Origin of the sequence: Pseudomonas sp. CM25, from assembly GCF_013179705.1 — a bacterium.
GTDB lineage: Bacteria > Pseudomonadota > Gammaproteobacteria > Pseudomonadales > Pseudomonadaceae > Aquipseudomonas.
The window spans coordinates 1-22,155 of record NZ_JABMCW010000060.1 but is presented as its reverse complement, the minus strand read 5'-3'; the positions used below and the strand labels follow the sequence as shown (position 1 = coordinate 22,155).

The window sequence follows — 22,155 nt, the reverse complement described above, 5'->3', positions numbered from 1 at the left end:
TCAACCGCCCGGAGAAGGTCAACGCGATGAACGCGGCCTTCTGGGAAGAGATCATCGAAATTTTCCAGTGGGTGGACGACACCGACGCCGTGCGCGTGGTGGTGATCAGTGGTGCTGGCAAGCATTTTTCCGCCGGTATCGACCTGATGATGCTGGCCTCGCTGGCCGGGCAGATGGGCAAGGACGTAGGGCGCAATGCACGCTTCCTGCGCAAGACCATCCAGCGCCTGCAGGCGTCGTTCACGGCCGTGGACAAATGCCGCAAGCCGGTACTGGCGGCGGTGCAGGGCTACTGCATCGGCGGCGCCATCGACCTGGTCTCGGCCTGCGACATGCGCTACTGCAGCCGTGATGCGCAGTTCTCGATCAAGGAAATCGACATGGGCATGGCTGCAGATGTCGGCACACTGCAACGTTTGCCACGTATCATCGGTGACGGCATGATGCGTGAGCTGGCTTTCACCGGGCGCAGCGTCGAGGCCGACGAGGCGCTGCGCATAGGCCTGGTCAACCGGGTCTATGATGATCAGGCCGCATTGCTCGACGGGGTCTTTGCCATCGCCCGCGAGATTGCCGCAAAATCACCGATCGCCGTGGCCGGCACCAAGGAAATGCTCAGCTACATGCGCGACCACCGCATCGACGATGGCCTGGACTACGTCGCTACCTGGAACGCCGCGATGCTGCAGTCCGAAGACCTGCGCGTGGCCGTGGCGGCACACATGAGCAAACAGAAACCGACGTTCGCCGACTGATCGGGCCGGGGGACGCGCAGTCAAGGAACCCCCCGACATGTCAGCACGCTGGACTACCGCAGTACTCGACCCGCAGATTACCGGGGGGCTGGCCGTGGCCCGCAGCCCGGAAGGGTTTTTGCTGGACGACAACGGCGCGCTGTTCCCCCGTGAATGGCTCAAGCGCCAGGACCTTGACGTGCTGTGCGAGCACGGTATCGGCCACTTCGACGGCCAGCCGCTGTTCCTGCTGGAACTGCGCAGTGCCACCCAGGTACCGGGCTGCAGCTGGCGCGGCCTGCGCGCGTTCATGCTGGAAGGCGACTTCGACATCTACAAAGTGCTGGGCTATGCCGCACAGATCGGCACCTGGGCCCGCGAGCACCGCTTCTGCGGCAGCTGTGGCCAGGCGATGACGCAAATCCGTTGGGAGCGGGCGATGTACTGCAAGCCCTGTGACCTGCGCAGCTACCCGCGCATCTCGCCGAGCATGATCGTACTGGTCACCCGTGGCGACCAGATTCTGCTGGCGCGTTCGCCGCGTTTCGTCACCGGGGTATACAGCACCCTGGCCGGCTTTGCCGAACCGGGCGAGTCGGCCGAGGACTGCCTGGTGCGTGAAGTGCGGGAAGAAGTGGCGGTGGAGGTGCAGAACATCCAGTACGTCGGCAGCCAATGCTGGCCGTTCCCGCACTCGATGATGCTGGGTTTCCATGCCGAGTACGCGGGCGGCGACATTGTCATGCAGCCGGACGAAATCGAGGACGCCCAGTGGTTCAGCGTCCACGACCTGCCGCCGTTGCCGGCCGGGCGCTCGATTGCCCGATACCTCATTGACCTCTATGTCGCTCGCCGCTTAGGCCTGCCCGAACCAGTGCTGCCACGCTAGGCGCACGGTCAGCCCCAGCACCACGGTGATGAACACCGGGCGGATGAACTTGCTGCCGCCGCTGATCGCCGTGCGTGCGCCGAAGAAGGCGCCGACCATCACCGACAGGCCCATGCACAGGCCAACCACGTAATCGACTTGCCCGGAAATGATGAACACCGTCAGCGCCGCGATGTTGCTGACGAAGTTCATGCTGCGTGCCACACCGCTGGCCCGCACCAGATCGATAGGGTAAAGCAGCAAGGTGCTGACCGTCCAGAACGCCCCGGTACCCGGACCGGCCACGCCGTCGTAGAAGCCCAGGGTGAAGCCCTGCGGCGTTTGCCACTTTTTCTTGATGGGTGCATCGGCATCCAGCGGTGCCTTGGGCGTGCCGCCAAACAGCAGGTAGATGCCACAGGCGAAGACGATCACCGGTAGCATCTTGTTCAGCCATTCGGCTGGCATGTAGTGGGCTACTACAGCGCCGATCAGTGCGCCGACCAGGGTGGCGAACAGCGCCGGGCGCCATTGCGCCGGGTGGAAGAGTTTGCGTTTGTAGTAGGTGAAACCGGCAGTGGCCGAGCCGAAGGTGGAACTTAGCTTGTTGGTGCCCAGTACCAGGTGCGGCGGCATGCCGGCGGTGAGCAGCGCCGGGGTGGTGAGCAGGCCGCCGCCACCGGCGATGGCATCGATGAAACCGGCGACGAAGGCGACCAGGGCCAGGATCAGGAGGGTTAGGGGTTCTACGGTGAGTTCGAAGGGCATGGGAGGCTTTCAAGCTGAAGGGCAGGCTGCGGCAAATGACCGCGAGGAGTGGTGCAATGATAATACGGAGTGCCTGAGCTTGTAAGTCGTCGATGTCTGCAGTCGATCCAAGACCAGCCTCACACCGCCATACTCGTTGTAGAACCAGTTGAAATATTAAGACTGATTTCTAATCTCAATGGCTGCTAATTGGGCGGAATGCAAATCTCTTTCAAATTCTTCAAGTCTAGCTACATATTTTTCAATTCTTCTCTGTTTGTCGTGGTACTTCAATGCATCTTCTGAATCCATGGAAGCTGCCAAGGGGAAGTCGCCACTGTCCGATGTAGGCCGTCTGCTTGCTCTCTCGTAGAGCGCTGTCTGGACGTCGATGCCGTAATCCCCGCGCTGGAGTTCCTCAATGTGCGTTGCTTCATATGCTCTACTGGACTTTTCAAGTTTATAAATTCTGTAGATTGCTTTGTAATGTTTTTTGCGAGCGCTGTCGGCCTCCAGGATATCCCCGTATTGCTTCTTCAAGTTAGGGTCTTCATTGAGGGCCCTTGTGGCCTTGGTGCGATAGTAGGCCTTGGTTCTAAATATCGGGACATGCCCTGAGGGGTCGTAAGAGTTTATCGGGTCGCCTATGCAATAGGCGTATGCATTACGTATGTTTTCGCCAAATGGGCTGAAAGCTGTCAGGGGACAAGAAGCGTGCCAGCGCCGGGCTGAATATTCGGTATCCATTGCCAAGGGGATAGCCGTTTATTAGAGCGTCCAGGCGCTGGCCTGCAAAGCCAAGCGTGCAGGCCGAAGTGAGTGCCGAATTGTGGTATCCGTAGGACGTGTAAGCGAATCTGTTTGTGGTCCGCGACATGATCAGCCTGTAGTCTCGAGCAGTGGGCGTATCCTCAAGCAGACTCCGCTAACCCACAACTGGCAGAACTGCCAGGAGCAGCGCGGCCGGTCGCTGGCAAACCAAGGCTCCAAGCAACCGGCTCAAATAATGCTCAGTTTCTGATAAACGCCAGCAAATCCGCATTGATCACATCAGCATGAGTAGTCGGCATGCCGTGCGGGTAGCCCTTGTAGGTTTTCAACGTGCCATTGGGCAACAGTTTTGCCGACAGCGGTCCGGAATTTTCATAGGGCACGATCTGGTCATCGTCGCCATGCATGACCAGTACGGGCTGCTGGATGCCCTTCAGGTCCTCGGTGAAGTCGGTCTGGGAAAACGCCACGATGCCATCGTAATGGGCCTTGGCGCTGCCGATCATGCCCTGGCGCCACCAGTTGCCAATGATGCCGTCGCTGGCTTCGACACCGGGGCGGTTATAGCCGTAGAACGGCCCGGTCGGCACATCCCGGTAAAACTGCGCACGGTTGCTTGCTACCTGCTCCTGGAACCCGTCGAACACCGACTTGGGCAGGCCGCCGGGGTTGCCGGGTGTTTGCACCATCAGCGGGGGGACGGCGGCAATCAGTACTGCCTTTGCCACCTTGTCGCCAGGATGGCGGGCCATGTAGCGCACCACTTCGCCGCCACCGGTCGAGTGGCCGACATGCACGGCGCCCTGGATGCCCAACTCCTCGACCACGGCCGCCACGTCGTCGGCGTAGTGGTCCATGTCGTGCCCGTCCCATACCTGGCTAGAGCGGCCATGGCCACGGCGGTCGTGTGCGACTACGCGGTAACCCTTGGCGAGGAAGAACAGCATCTGCGCGTCCCAGTCGTCGGCGCTCAGCGGCCAGCCGTGGTGGAAGTGGATGACCGGCGCGTCGCGCGGGCCCCAGTCCTTGTAGAAGATCTGTACGGCGTCCTTCGTGGTTACATAGCTCATGGTCGTATCTCCTGGATGCAGGGAGCGAAGGGAGCTATTGAGAATAGGAGGGATTTTGCTGGGTATCGGGGAGTTGTCGATCAGACGCGGTCGCGCATCCGGTACCAGGCTTTGGCGGCGGCTTCAAGCGGTGCCGCCAGCAGGTCGCCGCCGGGGAAGCGGCCATTGTCGATGCCTTGGTACAGCCTCAGCAGGTCGTCGTCACCCAGAATGGCATCGCTGACCGCGCGCGCCGCGGCCAGGGTAGGCAGTACGCCGTGGCCGGAGAAGCCCTGCAACCAGTAGCGCTGGCCCGCGCAGCCGACATCTGGCGTGCGCTGGATGCTGCAATCGATATGGCCGCCCCAGGCATAGTCGATGACCACCCCCGCCAGTTGCGGGAACACCCGCTCAAGGTAAGGGCGGGTGGCGTTGGCGACATCCTTCGGAATGCCGCCCAGGTAGGTGCAGCCACCCCCAAACAGCAAGCGATTGTCCGGGGTGAGGCGGAAGTAATCGGGCACGAACTGGTTGTCGATCACGCAGCTGTTGCGCGGCAGAAGCGAGCGGGCGAAGTCGGGGTTCAGTGGTGCGGTGGCCACCTGGTATGAACCGACCGGCAACAGCCGGCGAGACAAGCTGCGGTCCAGGCGGTCGATGTAGGCGTTGCAGGCCAGCACCAATACCTGGCTGCGTACTTCGCCGTGATCGGTGCGGGCAACATAGCCGTCGCCGGCCTGCTGGTAGCTGAGCACCTGGCTCTGTTCGTAGATGCGCCCGCCAGCGGCTTCAAGGGTGCCGGCCAGCCCTTGGGCCAGTTTCAGCGGATTAAGGTGCGCGCCTTTCGCGTCGTATAGCGCCGCCTGATAGCGCGGGCTGTCGATCCATTGCGGCAGCTCGTCGCGGCCGATCAGGCGCAGGGCGTCGTAACCCCATTTGCGTTCAGCATCGTGCAGGGCTTCTTCAAGCAGTTTCACCCGCCGCGGCAGCACGGCGGTCCACAGGCTGCCCAGCCGGTAATCGATATCGAAACCATGCCGCCCGGGCAGCTCACGCAGCTCCTCGGCGGCCCAGCACATGCTCGCCCACAGGCGCTGGGTGCGTTCCAGACCCAGGGCCTTCTCCAGCGGGGGCATGTCGCACGACCAGCCCAGCAGGGCCTGGCCACCGTTGCGGCCGGACGCGGCCCAGGCCACGCGGCTGGCCTCGAGCAGTGTCACGCGCTTGCCGGCCTGGGTCAGGCGCAAGGCCGTGTGCAGCCCGCTGAAGCCGGCGCCGATGACCAGCACGTCGGTGTCGTGGGTGCCTTGCAGGGTGGGGCGCAGGGGGATGCTGGCGGGGTAGGTCTGGGCGTAGTAGCTGGCGATATGCTGGGCAGACTGCTTGAACATGCAATGGCCTCATGAAAATTATTGTGGTTATTTTCATGAAAACTTAGCAGGTAAATTTCATGATGCCAATGGGGTGGGCAAGGTTTGTGGTTTGCCTGGATGTTATGTAATGCCTGATCTGGCCCTATCGCCGGGAAGCCAGCTCCCACAAGATCGCCACAGGTCTCGAATTATGTGCAGGGCCTGTGGGAGCTGGCTTGCCGGCGAGAGGGGGCGACAGTGCAACCGCTTCAGGTTGCCGCCTTTTTCCGAGGTTGACGCGGCTTGCTCGCAGTCTTCGCGCCTGTCGTCTTACCTTTCCCGCCGCTACGGCGCTTTTTCTTCCACGGCGGCGCAGCCCCTGCCGCCGGCCCGCTGATGGTCATGCGCATGCCGCTGCAGCGCTCCACCAGTTTGCCCATCCACGCCGACTGCCGGGCTACGAACTCTTCCAGGCTCATCTCGCCGCTCTGCACCATGTCCAGCGCCTGCTCCCAAACTGCAGTGGTGCCCGGGTCGGCAATGGCGCGGGGTACGGCATCGATCAGGCTGAAGGCTGCGGGTGTGGCCGCCAGTGCCTTGCCGTTCTTGACCAGGTAACCGCGGTCGAGCAGGCCCTGGATGATGCTGGCACGGGTGGCCTCGGTGCCGATGCCGGTAGTTTCCTTGAGCTTCTGCTTCAGCCGTGGATCGTCCACCAACTTGGCCACGTTCTTCATGGCCTTGATCAGGTCACCTTCGGTAAACGGCTTGGGTGGCTGGGTCCACAGGTCCTTCAGTTGCAGGCCCTGCACGCTGCAGTCCTGGCCTTCGCGCAGCGTTGGCAGCACCTGCGCAGGCGGTGCTCGCGGCCCTTGGCCGGGGTCAGCGCTTCAGGCAGCGCACGGCGCCAGCCCGGTTCGACGATCTGCTTGCCCACCGCGCGCAGGGCATGGCCGGCGCAGTCGAAGTCGGCCTGGGTGCGGTCGTACTCATGGTTGGGCAGGAACTGCGCCAGGTAACGGGCGCGTATCAGGGTGTACACCGCCTTGTGCTTGGCCGGCAGGCGCGACGGGTCGCTGGCGGCGGCGGTGGGGATGATGCCGTGGTGGGCGCTGACCTTGGCGTCGTTCCACGCCCGCGAACGGCGCTGCGGCTCCAGGTGGGGCTGTAGTGGTGCCAGGCTGGCATCGGCCCGTTGCAGCGCGGCAAGAATGGCCGGTGCTTCGGCGTGCTGGCTCTGGGGCAGGTAGCCGCAGTCGCTGCGCGGGTAGGTGATCAGTTTGTGGGTTTCGTACAGGGCCTGGGCGATGTCGAGGGTTTCCTGGGCGCCAAGGCCGAACTTTTTCGAGCACAGCTCCTGCAGGGTGCCCAGGTCGAAGGGCAGCGGTGCGGCTTCGCGCACGCGCTCGGTGGCCACTTTTACCGCCCGGGCCGTGCCGGCATTGCCGATGTCTGCAGCGGCCTGTTGTGCCAGACCCTGCTTCAGGCAGCGGCCCTGATCGTCGCAAGCATCCTCAGGAGCACGCCATTGGGCGTTGAACCGCTGGCCAGCGTGTTCGAGTTGAACATCGATGGCCCAGAACGGCACCGGCACGAAATCGGCGATGCTGCGGTCGCGGTCGACCACCAGGCGCAAGGTGGGTGTTTGCACCCGGCCCACCGGCAGTACGCCCTGGTAGCCGGATTGCCGGCCCAGCAAGGTGAACAGGCGGCTCATGTTCATGCCGATCAGCCAGTCGGCCCGCGAGCGGCCCAGCGCCGAATGGTACAGGTTGAAGGTTTCGTGACCTGGCAGCAGGCGGGCCAGGGCCTTGCGGATGGACGCGTCGTCCAGTGCCGACAGCCACAGGCGTTGCACCGGGCCACGGTAGCGGCAATGCTCGACCAGCTCGCGGGCGATCATCTCGCCTTCGCGGTCGGCGTCAGTGGCAATCACCAGCTCCCGTGCTTCGCCGAGCAGGCGCTTGACCGCCTTGAACTGGCTGGCGGTCTTGGGCTTGACCAGCATCTTCCACGTGTCCGGGATGATGGGCAGGTCGGCCAGGTTCCAGCGCTTGTAGCGTTCGTCGTAGCTGTCGGGCGGGGCGGTTTCCAGCAGGTGGCCGATGCACCAGGTGACGCAGACGTCGGTACCTTGCCAACAGCCGTCGCCCTTGCGGGTGGCGCCGAGCACTTTGGCGATGTCTTTTGCCTGGGAGGGTTTTTCGCAGAGGAACAGGCGCATGGCCGGGAACGCTTCATCGGGGGTGATGGGCACTAGGATGCGCAAGCGGGGGCGCGGAGGCAAGTTTTATCTGGATGGATGTACAGGTTTTGTCAGCGGGAATGTCTGTCGCGTGTGCCGGCCCTGTCGCGGGTGAACCCGCTCCCACAGGGACCGCACAGCATTTGGGGGCTGTGGGGTACCTGTGGGAGCGGGGTTTACCCGCGAAGAGGCCAGTACAGGTTATGGATCAGACGCGTGAGTCGCGCACCATGTCCACATGCGGGATGCCGGCTTCGAGGAATTCCTCGCTGACCACGCGAAAGCCGAGGCGCTCGTAGAACGGCGTGGCGTGCACCTGTGCACTGAGCGTCTGCTGCTTCAGGTCGCGGTTCTGCGCTTCGGCGATTACCGCGTTCATCAGTGCATCACCCACCTTCAGCCCGCGCCAGTCCTTCAGCACTGAAATGCGGCCGATGGTGCCGTCCGCCAGCAGGCGGGCAGTACCGATCGGGTAGTCGCCTTCCAGGGCCAGGAAGTGCAGTGCGTCGTTGTCTTCCGAGTCGAACTCCAGCTCTGGCGGGATGTGCTGTTCGGCGACGAACACCGCTTCACGAATGCGACGGATATCGGCATTGTCCTTGTGCCAATCGGCAAGGCGCACATGAATCTTATTCATCGGCGAATCCCAGGCTTCCTTGTTTGACCAGTTGCTGTACCAGCATAAGGCCATCTTCGTCTTCCAGCCACTCTGCCAGGTTTTCGATGTGCAGCGCATCGGCCGCGCACACCAGCTTCAGCAGCTCGCGCAGTTTACCTGGCAGCGGGCAGCTGCGGCCGCTGGCGAACAGCATCAGATCGTCGTTGAGCTCGGACCAGGCCATGCGCGCGCTTGGGTTGCGGATCAGGATGGCGCCATCCTCGAGGGCTTTGACCAGCTCTTCTTCGCTCAGCTCTTCGCCTGCAACCTGCTCCGGGTAACGCGGCTCGGTCATGAACTGGCCGAACCAGGTCAGCAGCAGGTCCTTGTCGCCCATGTGCTTGTCGAGCAGCGCCTTCAGACGGTCGAGGGCGTCGTGCTGGATCTGGTGCGGGTCGGCGACCGGCTGGGCGTCGGCGTCGCTGTAGCGCTCTTCGTCAGGCAGGAACTGGCCGAGGAAGTCGGTGAAGTGGGTCAGCACTTCGGCGGCGCTTGGGGCACGGAAGCCAACCGAGTAGGTCAGGCAGTCGTCCACGGCCACGCCGTAGTGGGCCAGGCGCGGCGGCAGGTACAGCATGTCCCCGGGCTCCAGGGTCCACTCGCCGCTCTGTTCGAAGTCGGCGAGGATACGCAGGTCGGCGTGTTCCAGCAGCGGGCTGTCGCTGCTGCACATCTGGCCGATCTTCCAGTTGCGCTGGCCGTGGCCCTGCAGCAGGAACACGTCGTAGTTGTCGAAGTGCGGGCCGACGCTGCCGCCAGGGGTGGCGAAACTGATCATCACATCGTCGATGCGCCAGCTGGGCAGGAAGCGGAAGTTTTCCAGCAGCTCGGCGACTTCCGGGACGAACTGGTCGACGGCCTGCACCAGCAGGGTCCAGTCCTTTTCCGGCAGCTCGGCGAAGGTTTCTTCGCTGAACGGGCCGCGGCGCAGCTCCCACGGGTGTGCGCCATGTTCGAGCACGATGCGCGACTCGACTTCTTCTTCCAGGGCCAGGCCGGCCAGTTCGTCGGGGTCGATCGGGCTGATGAAGTCCGGGAAGGCCTGGCGCACCAGCAGCGGCTTCTTCTGCCAGTAGTCGCGCATGAATTCGCGGGCCGAGATGCCGCCGAGCAGCTGCAGTGGAGTATCAGGATTCATGTTCAACCTATTGAAAAAACGTAATTTTCGTCCGGGAATAAAAACGCCCGGCCAGGCCGGGCGTTGCACGCGACGGTCGGCTTAGATGCGCTTGGCCTGGGCTGCCGCGTTACCGATGTAGGTAGCGGGGGTCAGCTGCTTGAGCTCGGCCTTGGCTTCGGCTGGCATGTCCAGGCCATCGATGAAGGTCAGCAGCGCTTCAGGGGTGATGCCCTTGCCACGGGTCAGCTCCTTGAGCTTCTCGTAGGGGTTCTCGATGTTGAAGCGGCGCATTACGGTCTGGATCGGCTCGGCCAGCACTTCCCAGCAGGCGTCCAGGTCAGCAGCGATGCGGGCGTGGTTGACTTCCAGCTTGCCGATGCCTTTCAGGCTGGCTTCATAGGCGATGATGCTGTGGGCAAAGCCCACGCCCAGGTTGCGCAGCACGGTGGAGTCGGTGAGGTCGCGCTGCCAGCGCGAGATTGGCAGCTTGCTGGCCAGGTGCTGGAACAGCGCGTTGGCGATACCCAGGTTGCCTTCGGAGTTTTCGAAGTCGATCGGGTTGACCTTGTGCGGCATGGTCGACGAGCCGATTTCGCCCGCGACGGTCTTCTGCTTGAAGTAGCCCAGCGAGATGTAGCCCCACACGTCACGGTCGAAATCGATCAGGATGGTGTTGAAGCGGGCGATGGCGTCGAACAGCTCGGCGATGTAGTCGTGCGGCTCGATCTGGGTGGTGTACGGGTTGAACTGCAGGCCCAGTTCGTCTTCGATGAAGGCGCGGGCGTTTTCTTCCCAGTCGATCTGCGAGTAGGCGGACAGGTGGGCGTTGTAGTTGCCCACGGCGCCATTGATCTTGCCCAGCAGCGGCACGGCGGCGGCCTGGGCGATCTGGCGCTCCAGGCGGTACACGACGTTGGCCAGCTCTTTACCCAGGGTGGTCGGCGAAGCCGGCTGGCCGTGGGTGCGCGACAGCATTGGCACATCGGCGTGGGCGTGGGCCAGGGCGCGGATGGCGTCGGCGATCTGGCGCATCAGCGGCAGCAGCACGTCGTCACGGCCGGCGCGCAGCATCAGGGCGTGGGACAGGTTGTTGATGTCCTCGCTGGTGCAGGCAAAATGGATGAACTCGCTGACGTTGGCCAGCTCTGGCAGCTTGGCAGCCTGCTCCTTGAGCAGGTATTCGATTGCCTTGACGTCGTGGTTGGTGGTGCGCTCGATTTCCTTGACACGCTCGGCGTGTTCCAGCTTGAAATCGCTAGCCAGGCTGTCCAGCAGGGCGTTGGCTTCGGCGGAAAACGCCGGCACTTCGCCGATCTGCGGGTGGGCGGCCAGGCGCTGCAGCCAGCGCACTTCGACCAGGGCGCGGAAACGGATCAGGCCGAATTCGCTGAAAATGGGGCGCAAGGCCTGGGTTTTGCCGGCATAACGGCCGTCTACAGGGGAAACCGCAGTGAGCGAAGAAAGCTGCATGGGGTGTTCTCGGACAGTCAGGCTTTTGGAAGGGCGCATATCATACATGAAATTTGCGCCCGAGTCGGGTGGCTGACCAAAGGTCTGGCCATGGATCAGGTGCGGCTTTGTGCATTGCCTGTTCTGGCCTCATCGCCGGCAAGCCAGCTCCCACAGGTTACTGCGCAGGCCTTGAGCACAGTGCAAACCCTGTGGGAGCTGGCTTGCCGGCGATGAGGCCGGAACTGTCAACCCCCAGTCAGGAGGGGCTGCGCATCATGTCGTACAGTTCGTTGAGCAGCTTGCGCCGGCTGAACACCAGTTGCCAGCGATGGCCGCCCAGCTGGCGCCACAGGCGCGCGGCGCGGATACCGGCCAGCAGCAGGGCGCGGATTTTCGAGGCGTTGTTGGGCTGTTGCAGGAAACGCATGTCGCCATGCACCTGGATGCGCTGGCGCAAGGTGCTGAGGGTGTCCTGGTACAAGGCTCCGCTGGAAGCGATGACGTTTTCGTGAACCAGGCCAAAATGCTCGGCCTGGGACTGGATTTGCGGCAGGCGGTTGCCGATGGTGTCGAGCAGGTCGCCACGCTTGTTCAGCTGGCGCTCCAGGCCCAGCATCGACAGCGCATAGCGCAGTGGTTCGCGTTGCAGGCTGTTGGGGTCGCGCTCCAGGGCGCCGACCAGGGCGCGGTAGCCGTCGCGCAGGTTCAGGTCGTCACCGCCGAACACCTCCAGGGTGTCCTTGGGGTCACGCACCAGCAGGCTGCCCAGCATGCAGCCGATGTTGGCCTCGCTCGCCTGGCCGGTGCGGGCGATGCGGTCGACCAGCACGGCGGCCTGGAATACGCCACCCAACGCAATCAGCTGCTCCTGCAGGTTGCTCATGCGTGCGGGCTCCATGGTTCGGCGGTTTCGATGACGCCGCCGCCCAGGCACACCTCGCCATCGTAGAACACCACCGACTGGCCTGGGGTAACGGCGCGCTGCGGCTCGACGAACACGGCGCGGTAGCCGCTGGCGGTGCGCTCCAGCGTGCACTGCTGGTCGCTCTGGCGATAGCGCACCTTGGCCGTGAGCTGGCGCGGGCTGCCTAGGTCGATCGGGTTGACCCAGAAAATGTCCGAAGCGAGCAGGGCGCGGGAGAACAGCCAAGGGTGTTCGTTGCCCTGGCCGACCACCAGCACGTTGCGCTCCAGGTCCTTGTGCAGCACGTACCACGGCTCGTCGCCAGCGTCCTTCAGGCCACCGATGCCCAGGCCCTGACGCTGGCCGATGGTGTGGTACATCAAGCCATGGTGGCGGCCGATCACTTCACCGTCGGTGGTCTGGATTTCACCCGGCTGCGCCGGCAGGTACTGCTTGAGGAAGTCGCTGAAGCGGCGTTCGCCAATGAAGCAGATACCGGTGGAATCCTTCTTCTTGGCAGTGGCCAGGCCGTGTTTTTCGGCAATGGCGCGCACTTCGGGCTTTTCCAGCTCGCCGACCGGGAACAGCGTGCGGGCGATTTCCGTGCCACCGACGGCATGCAGGAAATAGCTCTGGTCCTTGTTCGGGTCCAGGCCCTTGAGCAGTTCGGTGAGGTCACCGGTGTCGCGGCGGCGTACGTAGTGGCCGGTGGCGATCAGGTCGGCACCCAGCGACAGGGCGTAGTCGAGAAACGCCTTGAACTTGATTTCGCGGTTGCAGAGGATGTCCGGGTTGGGCGTGCGGCCGGCCTTGTACTCTTCAAGGAAGTGCTCGAACACGTGGTCCCAGTACTCGGCGGCGAAGTTGGCGGTGTGCAGCTTGATGCCGATGCGGTCGCACACGGCCTGGGCGTCGGCCAGGTCTTCACGGGCGGTGCAGTATTCGGTGCCGTCGTCTTCTTCCCAGTTCTTCATGAACAGCCCTTCCACCTGGTAGCCCTGTTCCATGAGCAGAAGGGCGGAGACGGAAGAGTCCACGCCGCCGGACATGCCGACGATGACGCGGGTCTTGGCGGGGTCTTTGAGTGCTGGGCTGGTCATGGGTACCGGTGTGTATCAAAGGGGAAAAACGCCGATTCTATCAAACCCGCAGCGCGGCGTCAGTCGCGTAGCAGGTCCAGGCTGTGCAATGGGCCGTTGAGGTAGTCGTCGAGGCAGCGTGGTACCAGCTCGCTGCGCCAGCGGGCGGGGTCGGCCAGCAGTTCGTCACGGGTCAGCCACACGGCGCGGACGATGTCGCTGTCCAGGGCCAGGTCCTGGTGGTGGCGCACGGGGCGGGCGGCGAAGCAGATGCGCTGGTAGGTGACGCCATTGCTGGGGGCGGTGTAGAGGTAGATGCCGACCAGGCCGATGAGCTCGACTTCCCAGGCGGTTTCTTCGAGGGTTTCGCGCAGGGCGGCCTGGGGCAGGGTCTCAAAGGGCTCCAGGTGGCCGGCGGGTTGGTTGAAGACGTGTTGGCCCGCTTTGAATTCTTCGACGAAGAGGAACCTGCCTTCGTGTTCGACGATGGTGGCGACGGTGATGTGGGGTTGCCAGGTCATTGATAGCTCCGTAACGGCCTGATCGGACCCTGTGGGAGCGGTTCACCCGCGAATGCGATGGTGGCGCAAATGACGCATTCGCGGGTGAACCCGCTCCCACAGGTTTCAGGTTGGCCGCTAGATATCATTTATCCAGAAAGCACAAACCCCGGTGCGTGGCCGGGGTTTGCGGGTTTACTTCAAGCGAACCTTACAGGGCAGCAATGGCGCTGTTCAGGGTCTGGCTTGGGCGCATCACCTTGGCGGTCAGCTCGGCATCCGGGGCGTAGTAGCCACCGATGTCGACCGGCTTGCCCTGGACAGCGTTGAGCTCGGCGACGATGGTCTCCTCGTTCTCGCTCAGGGTCTTGGCCAGTGGCGCGAAGCGTGCCTGCAGGGCAGCGTCGTCGCTCTGTGCAGCCAGGGCCTGGGCCCAGTACAGGGTCAGGTAGAAGTGGCTGCCGCGGTTGTCGATACCACCGACTTTGCGCGAAGGCGACTTGTTGGTGTCCAGGAACTTGCCGGTTGCCTGGTCCAGGGTGTCGGCCAGCACTTTGGCGCGCGGGTTGTCGTAGGTGTTGCCCAGGTGCTCCAGGGAAGCGGCCAGGGCCAGGAATTCACCCAGCGAGTCCCAGCGCAGGAAGTTCTCTTCCACCAGCTGCTGTACGTGCTTCGGTGCCGAACCGCCGGCGCCGGTTTCGAACAGGCCACCGCCGTTCATCAGCGGCACGATCGACAGCATCTTGGCGCTGGTGCCCAGTTCCATGATCGGGAACAGGTCGGTCAGGTAGTCGCGCAGCACGTTGCCGGTCACCGAGATGGTGTCCTTGCCTTCGCGGATGCGGGCCAGGGAGAACTTGATGGCTTCAACCGGAGGCAGTACGCGGATGTCCAGGCCAGCGGTGTCGTGATCCTTCAGGTACTTTTGTACCTTCTCGATCATCACGCCGTCGTGGGCGCGGGCCGGGTCCAGCCAGAACACCGCAGGGGTGCTGCTCAGGCGGGCGCGGTTGACGGCCAGCTTGACCCAGTCCTGGATCGGCGCGTCCTTGGTCTGGCACATGCGGAAGATGTCACCGGCTTCGACGTGCTGCTCCAGCACCACCTTGCCCTTGCCATCGACCACGCGCACGACGCCGTCGGCCTTGATCTGGAAGGTCTTGTCGTGGGAACCGTACTCTTCGGCCTTTTGCGCCATCAGGCCAACGTTCGGCACGCTGCCCATGGTGGTCGGGTCGAAGGCGCCGTTGGCCTTGCAGTCTTCGATGGTGGCCTGGTAGATGCCGGCGTAGCAGCGGTCCGGGATCACGGCCTTGGCGTCTTGCAGTTCGCCGGCGGTGTTCCACATCTTGCCCGAGTCACGGATCATGGCCGGCATCGAGGCGTCGACGATAACGTCGCTTGGCACGTGCAGGTTGGTGATGCCCTTGTCGGAGTTGACCATGGCCAGCGCCGGGCGCTCGGCATACAGGGCCTGGATGTCGGCTTCGATCTCGGCTTGCTGGGCGGCTGGCAGGTCCTTGATGCGGGCGTACAGGTCGCCGATGCCGTTGTTGGCGTTGAAGCCTACCTGGGCCAGCGCGGCGGCGTGCTTGGCCAGCACATCGTTATAGAATTCTTCGACGATGACGCCGAACATGATCGGGTCGGAGACCTTCATCATGGTGGCTTTCAGGTGCACCGACAGCAGTACGCCAGCGGCCTTGGCATCGGCGATCTGCTCGGCGATGAAGGCTTTCAGGGCCTTGCGGCTCATGGTGGCGCAGTCAATGATTTCGGCAGCCTTGACTGCGGTTTTTTCTTTCAGCACGGTGGTGCTGCCGTCTTTGCCGACCAGCTCGATGCGCAGGCTGTCGTCAGCGTCGATCAGCGCGGCTTTCTCGCTGCCGTAGAAGTCGCCCTGGGTCATGTGGGCAACGTGCGACTTGGAGTCGGCGGCCCAGGCGCCCATCTTGTGCGGGTGCTTGCGGGCGTAGTTCTTCACCGACAGCGGTGCGCGGCGGTCGGAGTTGCCTTCGCGCAGCACCGGGTTCACGGCCGAACCCTTGATGCGGTCGTAGCGGGCACGGGACTCTTTTTCGTCCGCAGTGGCCGGCTCGTCGGCGTAGTCGGGGATGTTGAAGCCCTTGCCCTGCAGCTCCTTGATCGCGGCCTTGAGCTGCGGTACCGAGGCGCTGATGTTGGGCAGCTTGATGATGTTGGCTTCAGGGGTGGTAGCCAGCTGACCCAGTTCCGCCAGGTGATCGCCTACTTGCTTCTCTGCGCCCAGTTGCTCCGGGAAGGCGGCGAGGATGCGGCCAGCCAGGGAGATGTCGCGAGTTTCGACGGCGATGTCAGCCGAGGCGGTGAAGGCTTCGACGATCGGCAGCAGCGAGTAGGTGGCGAGGGCGGGGGCTTCGTCGGTGAAGGTATAGATGATCTTGGAACGGGTGGGCATGCGGGTTAACTCTCTGTGTGCTGAGCTTGCTCGAGTCTCGTGCTGCGCAGGGTAGGCGCATCGCCCTGGCAACGCCATGAGCGGAAAGTCGAGAGGCTGCGAGCGGTGATGGTGGATGCATCAGTCGAGCGTCAAGTGCCGAGCTGCGGTAACAGCCCAGGCTGAGTGGCCAGGCTCGGTCTCCTTTCCTGGCCGAGGGCGGTCCGCATTTTCCTGGGATTCGCCCCGATGACCCTACGGTCGCGGCGGAGTATACCAAACCATTCGGGCTAATCAGCAAGGCCAAGTGATATCGGCCCATTTATAAGACCAAAGACGTAGCCGCAATGTGGCGGGTTGTCGCATGCCTTGCAGGTCGGCAGATGTGGTTTAGGCTGATTGGATTGCAGGATGTCCAATCACACCCGAAAGCGGAGTAGTGCAAGCATGGGATACCAGAAAATCAAGGTTCCGACCGACGGCACCAAGATCACCGTCAATGCAGACCATTCGCTCAATGTGCCTGACAACCCGATCATTCCTTATATCGAAGGCGACGGGATTGGCGTGGATGTTTCACCGGTGATGATCAAGGTGGTCGACGCCGCCGTGCAAAAGGCCTACGGCGGCAAGCGCAAGATCGCCTGGATGGAAGTGTACGCCGGCGAAAAAGCCACCCAGGTGTACGACCAGGACACCTGGCTGCCACAGGAAACCCTCGATGCCGTGCGCGATTACGTGGTGTCGATCAAGGGCCCGCTGACCACGCCGGTCGGCGGCGGCATCCGCTCGCTGAACGTGGCGCTGCGTCAGCAGCTCGACCTTTACGTGTGCCTGCGCCCGGTGCTGTGGTTCGAGGGCGTGCCCAGCCCGGTGAAAAAGCCAGGCGATGTCGACATGGTGATCTTCCGTGAGAACTCCGAGGACATCTATGCCGGCATCGAATGGAAGGCGGGCTCGCCGGAGGCGAACAAGGTGATCAAGTTCCTCAAGGAGGAAATGGGCGTCACCAAGATCCGCTTCGACCAGGACTGCGGCATTGGCGTCAAGCCGGTGTCCCTCGAGGGCACCAAGCGCCTGGTGCGCAAGGCCCTGCAATACGTGGTGGACAACGACCGCGAGTCGCTCACCCTGGTGCACAAGGGCAATATCATGAAGTTCACCGAAGGTGCCTTCAAGGACTGGGGGTACGAGGTGGCACGTGACGAGTTTGGTGCCGAACTGCTCGACGGCGGCCCCTGGATGAAGTTCAAGAACCCCAAAACCGGCCGCGAGGTCATCGTCAAGGACGCTATTGCCGACGCCATGCTGCAGCAGATTTTGCTGCGCCCGGCCGAGTACGACGTGATCGCTACCCTCAACCTCAACGGTGACTACCTGTCCGATGCCCTGGCGGCGGAAGTGGGCGGCATCGGCATTGCGCCGGGCGCCAACCTGTCCGACACCGTGGCCATGTTCGAAGCCACCCACGGCACCGCGCCCAAGTACGCCGGGCAGGACAAGGTCAACCCGGGTTCGGTGATCCTGTCGGCAGAGATGATGCTACGGCACATGGGCTGGACCGAAGCCGCCGACCTGATCATCAAGGGCACCAATGGCGCGATTGCGGCCAAGACCGTGACCTACGACTTCGAGCGGCTGATGGACGGCGCCACGCTGGTGGGCAGTTCGGGCTTTGGCGATGAAATGATCAAGCATATGTAAGGCAACACAAAACCGGCCGCTTCGATAAAGAAGCGGCCGGTTTTTTTGTATACCGGCAGAAGCAGGCTGGTCAGGCGCGCACAGTTTCGCTCTCGGAGTGGCCGGCAGTTTTGGCTGCGGCCTCTGCGGCGGCTACTGACGCGTCCCTGATGTCCGTGGCATGCAGGCCCTTGGGGCCTTGAATGATGTCGAACACCACAGATTGGCCGGCCTTGAGGGTTTTGTAACCGTCCATCCGAATCGCCGAGTAATGGGCGAACAGGTCGTCGGGTTTGCCCTCTTCATTGATGAATCCGTAGCCCTTGGCATTGTTGAACCACTTGACTTTACCGCTTGCCATCCCTATGTCCCTCTGCAAAGGACTCCATCACTGGAGTATCATCCACTTCATCCGCATACGAACCTGCGAAAATCGGGTTGACTGCGCGGATCTTTATCGACCACGGTGGGTTCTTATTGGTTGTAACACCGTTTTGCCGATAGTCAAGGTCATGCGGCGGCCGCACGATTAGCCGTTTGCAGGGTCAACCCACAACCTTAACCTGTCGATGTGATGAAATTCTTTCCATGCATGCACACAGCCAGATTCGACTAACATTCAATCAGGATCGCCCTCAATCCAACGAGGACGATGGCTCTGGTCTGGCGGTTCAGGAAGCCAAGCCGATCCTGCAGGCGCCACCGATGTACAAGGTGGTTTTGTTCAACGATGACTACACGCCAATGGATTTCGTCGTCGAAGTGCTCGAGACGTTCTTCAGTCTGAACCGCGAGCTGGCGACCAAGATCATGCTGACCGTCCATACCGAGGGGCGGGCAGTGTGCGGATTGTTTACCCGTGACATCGCCGAAACAAAGGCCATGCAGGTCAACCAATACGCCAGGGAAAGCCAGCATCCGCTACTCTGTGAAATCGAGAAGGACGGTTAATCGCCGACCACTTGGGTATGAGGTGAAGCTATGTTAAACCGCGAGCTCGAAGTCACCCTCAATCTTGCCTTCAAGGAGGCCCGTTCGAAACGTCATGAATTCATGACCGTCGAACATCTGCTGCTGGCACTCCTTGACAATGAGGCTGCCGCGACCGTTCTGCGCGCCTGTGGCGCCAATCTCGACAAACTCAAGCATGACCTGCAAGAGTTCATCGATTCCACCACGCCGTTGATTCCGGTCAACGACGAGGACCGGGAAACCCAGCCGACGCTGGGCTTCCAGCGTGTGCTGCAGCGTGCCGTGTTCCACGTGCAAAGCTCCGGCAAGCGCGAAGTCACCGGGGCCAACGTGCTGGTGGCGATATTCAGCGAACAGGAAAGCCAGGCCGTGTTCCTGCTCAAGCAGCAGAGCGTGGCCCGCATCGATGTGGTCAACTACATCGCGCATGGCATCTCCAAGGTGCCAGGCCATGGTTCCAATGCTGATAGCGACCCTGAAATGCAGGACGAGGAGGGCGGTGAGACCTCCTCTTCGAGCAACCCGCTGGACGCCTACGCCAGTAACCTGAACGAGCTTGCGCGAGCCGGTCGTATCGACCCGCTGGTGGGTCGTGAGCAGGAAGTGGAGCGCGTGGCGCAGATCCTTGCCCGTCGGCGCAAGAACAACCCGCTGCTGGTGGGTGAGGCTGGCGTGGGCAAGACAGCCATCGCCGAAGGCCTGGCCAAGCGCATCGTCGATGGCCAGGTGCCTGACCTGCTGGCGCAGAGCGTGGTGTACTCCCTTGACCTGGGCGCGCTGCTGGCCGGTACCAAGTACCGCGGCGACTTCGAGAAGCGCTTCAAGGCGCTGCTCGGTGAACTGCGCAAGCGCCCGCAGGCCATCCTGTTCATCGACGAAATCCACACCATCATCGGTGCCGGTGCGGCGTCGGGCGGGGTGATGGATGCGTCCAACCTGCTCAAGCCACTGTTGTCGTCCGGTGAAATCCGTTGCATCGGCTCGACCACCTTCCAGGAATTTCGCGGTATCTTCGAAAAAGACCGCGCCTTGGCGCGGCGCTTCCAGAAGGTGGACGTCAGCGAGCCGTCGGTGGAAGACACCGTGGGCATTCTGCGTGGCCTGAAGGGGCGTTTCGAAAGCCACCACAACATCGAGTACAGCGACGAAGCACTGCGTGCTGCCGCCGAGCTGGCTTCGCGCTATATCAACGATCGCCACATGCCGGACAAGGCCATTGACGTGATCGACGAGGCCGGTGCCTACCAGCGTCTGCAGCCGGAGGCCAACCGCGTCAAGCGTATCGAGGTGCCGCAGGTCGAAGACATTGTCGCCAAGATCGCGCGCATTCCGCCAAAACACGTCAGCAGTTCCGACAAGGAGCTGCTGCGCAACCTGGAGCGCGATCTGAAGCTGACCGTATTCGGCCAGGACCCGGCCATCGACTCGCTGTCGACCGCCATCAAGCTGTCCCGTGCCGGCCTCAAGGCGCCCGACAAGCCGGTGGGCTCGTTCCTCTTCGCCGGCCCTACCGGCGTCGGCAAGACCGAGGCGGCGCGTCAGCTGGCCAAGGCGCTGGGTGTCGAGTTGGTACGCTTCGACATGTCCGAATACATGGAGCGCCACACTGTGTCGCGCCTGATCGGTGCGCCGCCAGGCTATGTCGGGTTCGACCAGGGCGGTTTGCTGACCGAAGCCATCACCAAGCAGCCGCACTGCGTGTTGTTGCTCGATGAAATCGAGAAGGCCCACCCCGAAGTCTTCAACCTGCTGTTGCAGGTGATGGACCACGGGACCCTGACCGACAACAACGGGCGCAAGGCCGACTTCCGTAACGTGATCCTGATCATGACCACCAACGCTGGCGCGGAAACCGCGGCACGGGCCTCGATCGGCTTCACCCATCAGGACCACGCGTCCGATGCCATGGAAGTCATCCGCAAAAGCTTCACGCCGGAATTCCGCAACCGTCTGGATACCATCATCCAGTTCGGCCGCCTCAGTCACGAGACCATCAAAAGTATCGTCGACAAGTTCCTCATCGAACTGCAGGCGCAGCTGGAAGACAAGCGTGTGCTGCTGGAAGTCAGCAATGACGCGCGTGGCTGGCTGGCGGCGTCGGGCTACGACGTGCAGATGGGCGCGCGGCCGATGGCGCGGCTGATCCAGGACAAGATCAAGCGGCCGCTGGCCGAAGAGATCCTGTTTGGGGAGCTGGCCGAGCATGGCGGCGTGGTGCACATCGACCTGCGCGATGGCGAGCTGGTGTTCGACTTCGAGACCACGGCCGAGGTGGCCTGATGCGTTGGGGCCGCTTTGCGGCCCATTCGCAGCACAAGGCTGCACCTACAACGGCGATGCGCCATCGTGTAGGAGCAGCCTTGTGCTGCGAATGGCTGCAAAGTAGCCCCTTGCAATCTCGGAGGCACAAAAAAGCCCGGCACATGGCCGGGCTTTTTCATGGCTGGAGCTTAGCGCGCACGGTAGGTGATGCGGCCCTTGCTCAGGTCGTACGGCGTCAGCTCGACGCGAACCTTGTCGCCAGTGAGAATACGGATGTAGTTTTTGCGCATCTTTCCGGAGATGTGCGCGGTTACGACGTGCCCGTTTTCCAACTCCACGCGGAACATGGTGTTGGGCAGGGTGTCGACGACAGTACCTTCCATTTCGAAGCTGTCTTCTTTCGACATGCAGTTGAGCCCTCGGTGTCCAGTGTTGGCCCGACGCATAACCGCACCGGGCAAAAAAGTGGCGTGGATTATGCCGGAAAATAGTGTTTCAAGCCAATGCTTTCAGTTGAGGGCGACCCAGCGCTGGTTGATCAGCAGTTCGATCGGGCGGTACTGGGTCTTGTAGTTCATTTTCTTGCAGTTCTTGATCCAGTAACCCAGATACACGGCCTCCAGATCCTGGCGCACCGCTTCGGTGATCTGCCAGAGGATGGCAAAGCGCCCCAGGCTGCGGCGTTCTTCGTCGGGCTCGTAGAAGGTGTACACCGCGGACAGGCCGTTGGGCAGCAGGTCGCACACCGCCACCGCCAGCAAGCGGCCCGCCAGGCGGAACTCGTAGAACCAGCAGAACGGCAAGTCGCGCACCAGGAAGGTGGAGAACTGATCGCGGCTTGGCGGGTACATGTCGCCGTCGGCGTGACGGGTTTCGATATAGCGCCGGTACAGCTCGAAGTACTCTTCCTTGAACGCCGGGCGCGCCGCAGTCACGGTCAGGTCGGCGTTGCGCTTGAGGATGCGCCGTTGCTGGCGGTTGGGTATGAAGCGCGCCGCCGGGATGCGCGCCGGCACGCACGCGTTGCAGTTCTGGCAATGCGGGCGGTACAGGTGGTCGCCGCTGCGGCGGAAGCCCATTTCCGACAGGTCGGCGTACACGTTCACGTCCATCGGCTGGCTGGGGTCGAGGAACAGCGTGGTCGCCTGCTCATCAGGCAGGTAGCTGCAGGAGTGGGGTTGAGTGGCATAAAACTTCAACCGCGCCAACTCTGTCATGATCAACCCCTCGGTGTGACTTTGTTTTAAGTGTAAGCCAGCTCTGCGAACTCGCCTAGGCAACCCATCTAGACAACCCAGGTGGCGCTGTTGGGCTGGTCGAGGTAGCGGGCCAGGTAGCCGGCG

20 protein-coding genes and 1 pseudogene are annotated in these 22,155 nt (G+C 62.6%); 5 read left to right on the top strand and 16 right to left on the bottom strand.

Annotation, left to right across the window (positions count from 1 at the left end):
• Both HP546_RS09390 and nudC read left to right on the top strand, forming a co-directional pair.
• Window positions 1–755: crotonase/enoyl-CoA hydratase family protein (locus HP546_RS09390; RefSeq protein ID WP_172223355.1), on the top strand; the 755-nt coding region annotated here is incomplete at its 5' end.
• A gap of 37 nt (window positions 756–792) precedes the next feature.
• A complete protein-coding gene (gene nudC, locus HP546_RS09385; protein ID WP_172223352.1) occupies window positions 793–1,623 on the top strand; it encodes an NAD(+) diphosphatase in 831 nt (276 codons plus the stop codon).
• On the opposite strand, the gene HP546_RS09380 is transcribed toward nudC, so the two are convergent.
• From HP546_RS09380 to HP546_RS09325, 13 genes and pseudogenes are all read right to left on the bottom strand, one after another.
• On the bottom strand, window positions 1,591–2,370 hold the full coding sequence (locus HP546_RS09380) for a TSUP family transporter (protein WP_172223349.1): 780 nt from the start codon (window positions 2,368–2,370) through the stop codon (window positions 1,591–1,593). The two genes, nudC and HP546_RS09380, sit on opposite strands and share 33 nt — an antisense overlap.
• A 156-nt stretch (window positions 2,371–2,526) precedes the next feature.
• Window positions 2,527–3,102: a hypothetical protein gene (locus HP546_RS09375; protein ID WP_256678447.1), complete on the bottom strand. Its 576-nt coding sequence runs from the start codon at window positions 3,100–3,102 to the stop codon at window positions 2,527–2,529.
• Window positions 3,014–3,226 (bottom strand): RHS repeat-associated core domain-containing protein, encoded by a 213-nt coding sequence (locus HP546_RS31315; protein WP_256676319.1) that lies wholly within the window; start codon window positions 3,224–3,226, stop codon window positions 3,014–3,016. The genes HP546_RS09375 and HP546_RS31315 overlap by 89 nt, the downstream gene beginning before the upstream one ends.
• Before the next feature lie 133 nt (window positions 3,227–3,359).
• Window positions 3,360–4,190 carry an alpha/beta fold hydrolase gene (locus tag HP546_RS09370; protein WP_172223346.1) on the bottom strand — a complete coding sequence of 277 codons (831 nt, stop codon included), beginning with the start codon at window positions 4,188–4,190 and terminating at the stop codon, window positions 3,360–3,362.
• Between the two features lie 80 nt (window positions 4,191–4,270).
• Complete coding sequence (locus HP546_RS09365) at window positions 4,271–5,560, bottom strand: FAD-binding oxidoreductase (RefSeq protein WP_172223343.1); 1,290 nt, start codon at window positions 5,558–5,560, stop codon at window positions 4,271–4,273.
• Between the two features lie 230 nt (window positions 5,561–5,790).
• Window positions 5,791–7,745: pseudogene (locus HP546_RS09360) on the bottom strand (DNA topoisomerase III).
• Window positions 7,746–7,974: 229 nt separating this feature from the next.
• Window positions 7,975–8,403, bottom strand: coding sequence for a GNAT family N-acetyltransferase (locus HP546_RS09355; RefSeq protein WP_172223340.1), 429 nt, complete (start codon window positions 8,401–8,403; stop codon window positions 7,975–7,977).
• Window positions 8,396–9,562 (bottom strand): cupin domain-containing protein, encoded by a 1,167-nt coding sequence (locus HP546_RS09350; RefSeq protein WP_172223336.1) that lies wholly within the window; start codon window positions 9,560–9,562, stop codon window positions 8,396–8,398. The genes HP546_RS09355 and HP546_RS09350 overlap by 8 nt, the downstream gene beginning before the upstream one ends.
• Window positions 9,563–9,643: 81 nt before the next feature.
• Entirely contained in the window at window positions 9,644–11,014 is a 1,371-nt protein-coding gene (gene purB, locus HP546_RS09345; RefSeq protein WP_172223333.1) for an adenylosuccinate lyase, read from the bottom strand.
• A 238-nt stretch (window positions 11,015–11,252) separates the two neighbouring features.
• A complete protein-coding gene (hflD, locus tag HP546_RS09340) occupies window positions 11,253–11,879 on the bottom strand; it encodes a high frequency lysogenization protein HflD (RefSeq protein ID WP_172223330.1) in 627 nt (208 codons plus the stop codon).
• The gene (gene mnmA / locus HP546_RS09335) at window positions 11,876–13,000 is read right to left on the bottom strand and encodes a tRNA 2-thiouridine(34) synthase MnmA (RefSeq protein WP_172223327.1); all 1,125 of its coding nucleotides are present in this window, start codon (window positions 12,998–13,000) and stop codon (window positions 11,876–11,878) included. The genes hflD and mnmA overlap by 4 nt, the downstream gene beginning before the upstream one ends.
• Before the next feature lie 59 nt (window positions 13,001–13,059).
• On the bottom strand, window positions 13,060–13,500 hold the full coding sequence (locus HP546_RS09330) for an NUDIX hydrolase (protein WP_172223323.1): 441 nt from the start codon (window positions 13,498–13,500) through the stop codon (window positions 13,060–13,062).
• A 190-nt stretch (window positions 13,501–13,690) separates the two neighbouring features.
• The gene (locus HP546_RS09325; RefSeq protein ID WP_172223320.1) at window positions 13,691–15,916 is read right to left on the bottom strand and encodes an NADP-dependent isocitrate dehydrogenase; all 2,226 of its coding nucleotides are present in this window, start codon (window positions 15,914–15,916) and stop codon (window positions 13,691–13,693) included.
• Between the two features lie 426 nt (window positions 15,917–16,342).
• Here HP546_RS09325 and icd point away from each other — a divergent pair, with 426 nt between their 5' ends.
• Window positions 16,343–17,599: an NADP-dependent isocitrate dehydrogenase gene (gene icd, locus HP546_RS09320; protein WP_172223315.1), complete on the top strand. Its 1,257-nt coding sequence runs from the start codon at window positions 16,343–16,345 to the stop codon at window positions 17,597–17,599.
• 70 nt (window positions 17,600–17,669) lie between these two features.
• Here the strand turns inward: icd and cspD are convergent, their stop codons facing one another.
• Window positions 17,670–17,939 carry a cold shock domain-containing protein CspD gene (gene cspD, locus HP546_RS09315; RefSeq protein WP_172223312.1) on the bottom strand — a complete coding sequence of 90 codons (270 nt, stop codon included), beginning with the start codon at window positions 17,937–17,939 and terminating at the stop codon, window positions 17,670–17,672.
• Between the two features lie 227 nt (window positions 17,940–18,166).
• Between cspD and clpS the strand changes: the two genes are divergently transcribed.
• Both clpS and clpA read left to right on the top strand, forming a co-directional pair.
• Window positions 18,167–18,529 carry an ATP-dependent Clp protease adapter ClpS gene (clpS, locus tag HP546_RS09310; protein WP_009683116.1) on the top strand — a complete coding sequence of 121 codons (363 nt, stop codon included), beginning with the start codon at window positions 18,167–18,169 and terminating at the stop codon, window positions 18,527–18,529.
• Window positions 18,530–18,559: 30 nt separating this feature from the next.
• Window positions 18,560–20,830 carry an ATP-dependent Clp protease ATP-binding subunit ClpA gene (gene clpA, locus HP546_RS09305; protein ID WP_172223309.1) on the top strand — a complete coding sequence of 757 codons (2,271 nt, stop codon included), beginning with the start codon at window positions 18,560–18,562 and terminating at the stop codon, window positions 20,828–20,830.
• 170 nt (window positions 20,831–21,000) lie between these two features.
• Here the strand turns inward: clpA and infA are convergent, their stop codons facing one another.
• Together infA and HP546_RS09295 are read right to left on the bottom strand one after the other, a co-directional pair.
• The gene (infA, locus tag HP546_RS09300) at window positions 21,001–21,219 is read right to left on the bottom strand and encodes a translation initiation factor IF-1 (RefSeq protein ID WP_002553999.1); all 219 of its coding nucleotides are present in this window, start codon (window positions 21,217–21,219) and stop codon (window positions 21,001–21,003) included.
• Between the two features lie 102 nt (window positions 21,220–21,321).
• Window positions 21,322–22,029 (bottom strand): arginyltransferase, encoded by a 708-nt coding sequence (locus tag HP546_RS09295; RefSeq protein ID WP_172223306.1) that lies wholly within the window; start codon window positions 22,027–22,029, stop codon window positions 21,322–21,324.
• Window positions 22,030–22,155: the final 126 nt, after the last annotated feature.

Excerpts from the sequence above, each read along its gene's own strand:
- HP546_RS09365 (WP_172223343.1), bottom strand. The coding sequence starts at position 5,560 with ATGTTCAAGCAGTCTGCCCAGCATATCGCCAGCTACTACGCCCAGACC.
- HP546_RS09330 (WP_172223323.1), bottom strand. The coding sequence starts at position 13,500 with ATGACCTGGCAACCCCACATCACCGTCGCCACCATCGTCGAACACGAA.
- HP546_RS09370 (WP_172223346.1), bottom strand. The coding sequence starts at position 4,190 with ATGAGCTATGTAACCACGAAGGACGCCGTACAGATCTTCTACAAGGAC.
- HP546_RS09325 (WP_172223320.1), bottom strand. The coding sequence starts at position 15,916 with ATGCCCACCCGTTCCAAGATCATCTATACCTTCACCGACGAAGCCCCC.
- infA (WP_002553999.1), bottom strand. The coding sequence starts at position 21,219 with ATGTCGAAAGAAGACAGCTTCGAAATGGAAGGTACTGTCGTCGACACC.
- purB (WP_172223333.1), bottom strand. The coding sequence starts at position 11,014 with ATGCAGCTTTCTTCGCTCACTGCGGTTTCCCCTGTAGACGGCCGTTAT.
- HP546_RS09295 (WP_172223306.1), bottom strand. The coding sequence starts at position 22,029 with ATGACAGAGTTGGCGCGGTTGAAGTTTTATGCCACTCAACCCCACTCC.
- icd (WP_172223315.1), top strand. The coding sequence starts at position 16,343 with ATGGGATACCAGAAAATCAAGGTTCCGACCGACGGCACCAAGATCACC.
- HP546_RS31315 (WP_256676319.1), bottom strand. The coding sequence starts at position 3,226 with ATGTCGCGGACCACAAACAGATTCGCTTACACGTCCTACGGATACCAC.
- hflD (WP_172223330.1), bottom strand. The coding sequence starts at position 11,879 with ATGAGCAACCTGCAGGAGCAGCTGATTGCGTTGGGTGGCGTATTCCAG.
- mnmA (WP_172223327.1), bottom strand. The coding sequence starts at position 13,000 with ATGACCAGCCCAGCACTCAAAGACCCCGCCAAGACCCGCGTCATCGTC.
- HP546_RS09380 (WP_172223349.1), bottom strand. The coding sequence starts at position 2,370 with ATGCCCTTCGAACTCACCGTAGAACCCCTAACCCTCCTGATCCTGGCC.
- nudC (WP_172223352.1), top strand. The coding sequence starts at position 793 with ATGTCAGCACGCTGGACTACCGCAGTACTCGACCCGCAGATTACCGGG.
- HP546_RS09355 (WP_172223340.1), bottom strand. The coding sequence starts at position 8,403 with ATGAATAAGATTCATGTGCGCCTTGCCGATTGGCACAAGGACAATGCC.
- cspD (WP_172223312.1), bottom strand. The coding sequence starts at position 17,939 with ATGGCAAGCGGTAAAGTCAAGTGGTTCAACAATGCCAAGGGCTACGGA.
- clpA (WP_172223309.1), top strand. The coding sequence starts at position 18,560 with ATGTTAAACCGCGAGCTCGAAGTCACCCTCAATCTTGCCTTCAAGGAG.
- HP546_RS09350 (WP_172223336.1), bottom strand. The coding sequence starts at position 9,562 with ATGAATCCTGATACTCCACTGCAGCTGCTCGGCGGCATCTCGGCCCGC.
- clpS (WP_009683116.1), top strand. The coding sequence starts at position 18,167 with ATGCATGCACACAGCCAGATTCGACTAACATTCAATCAGGATCGCCCT.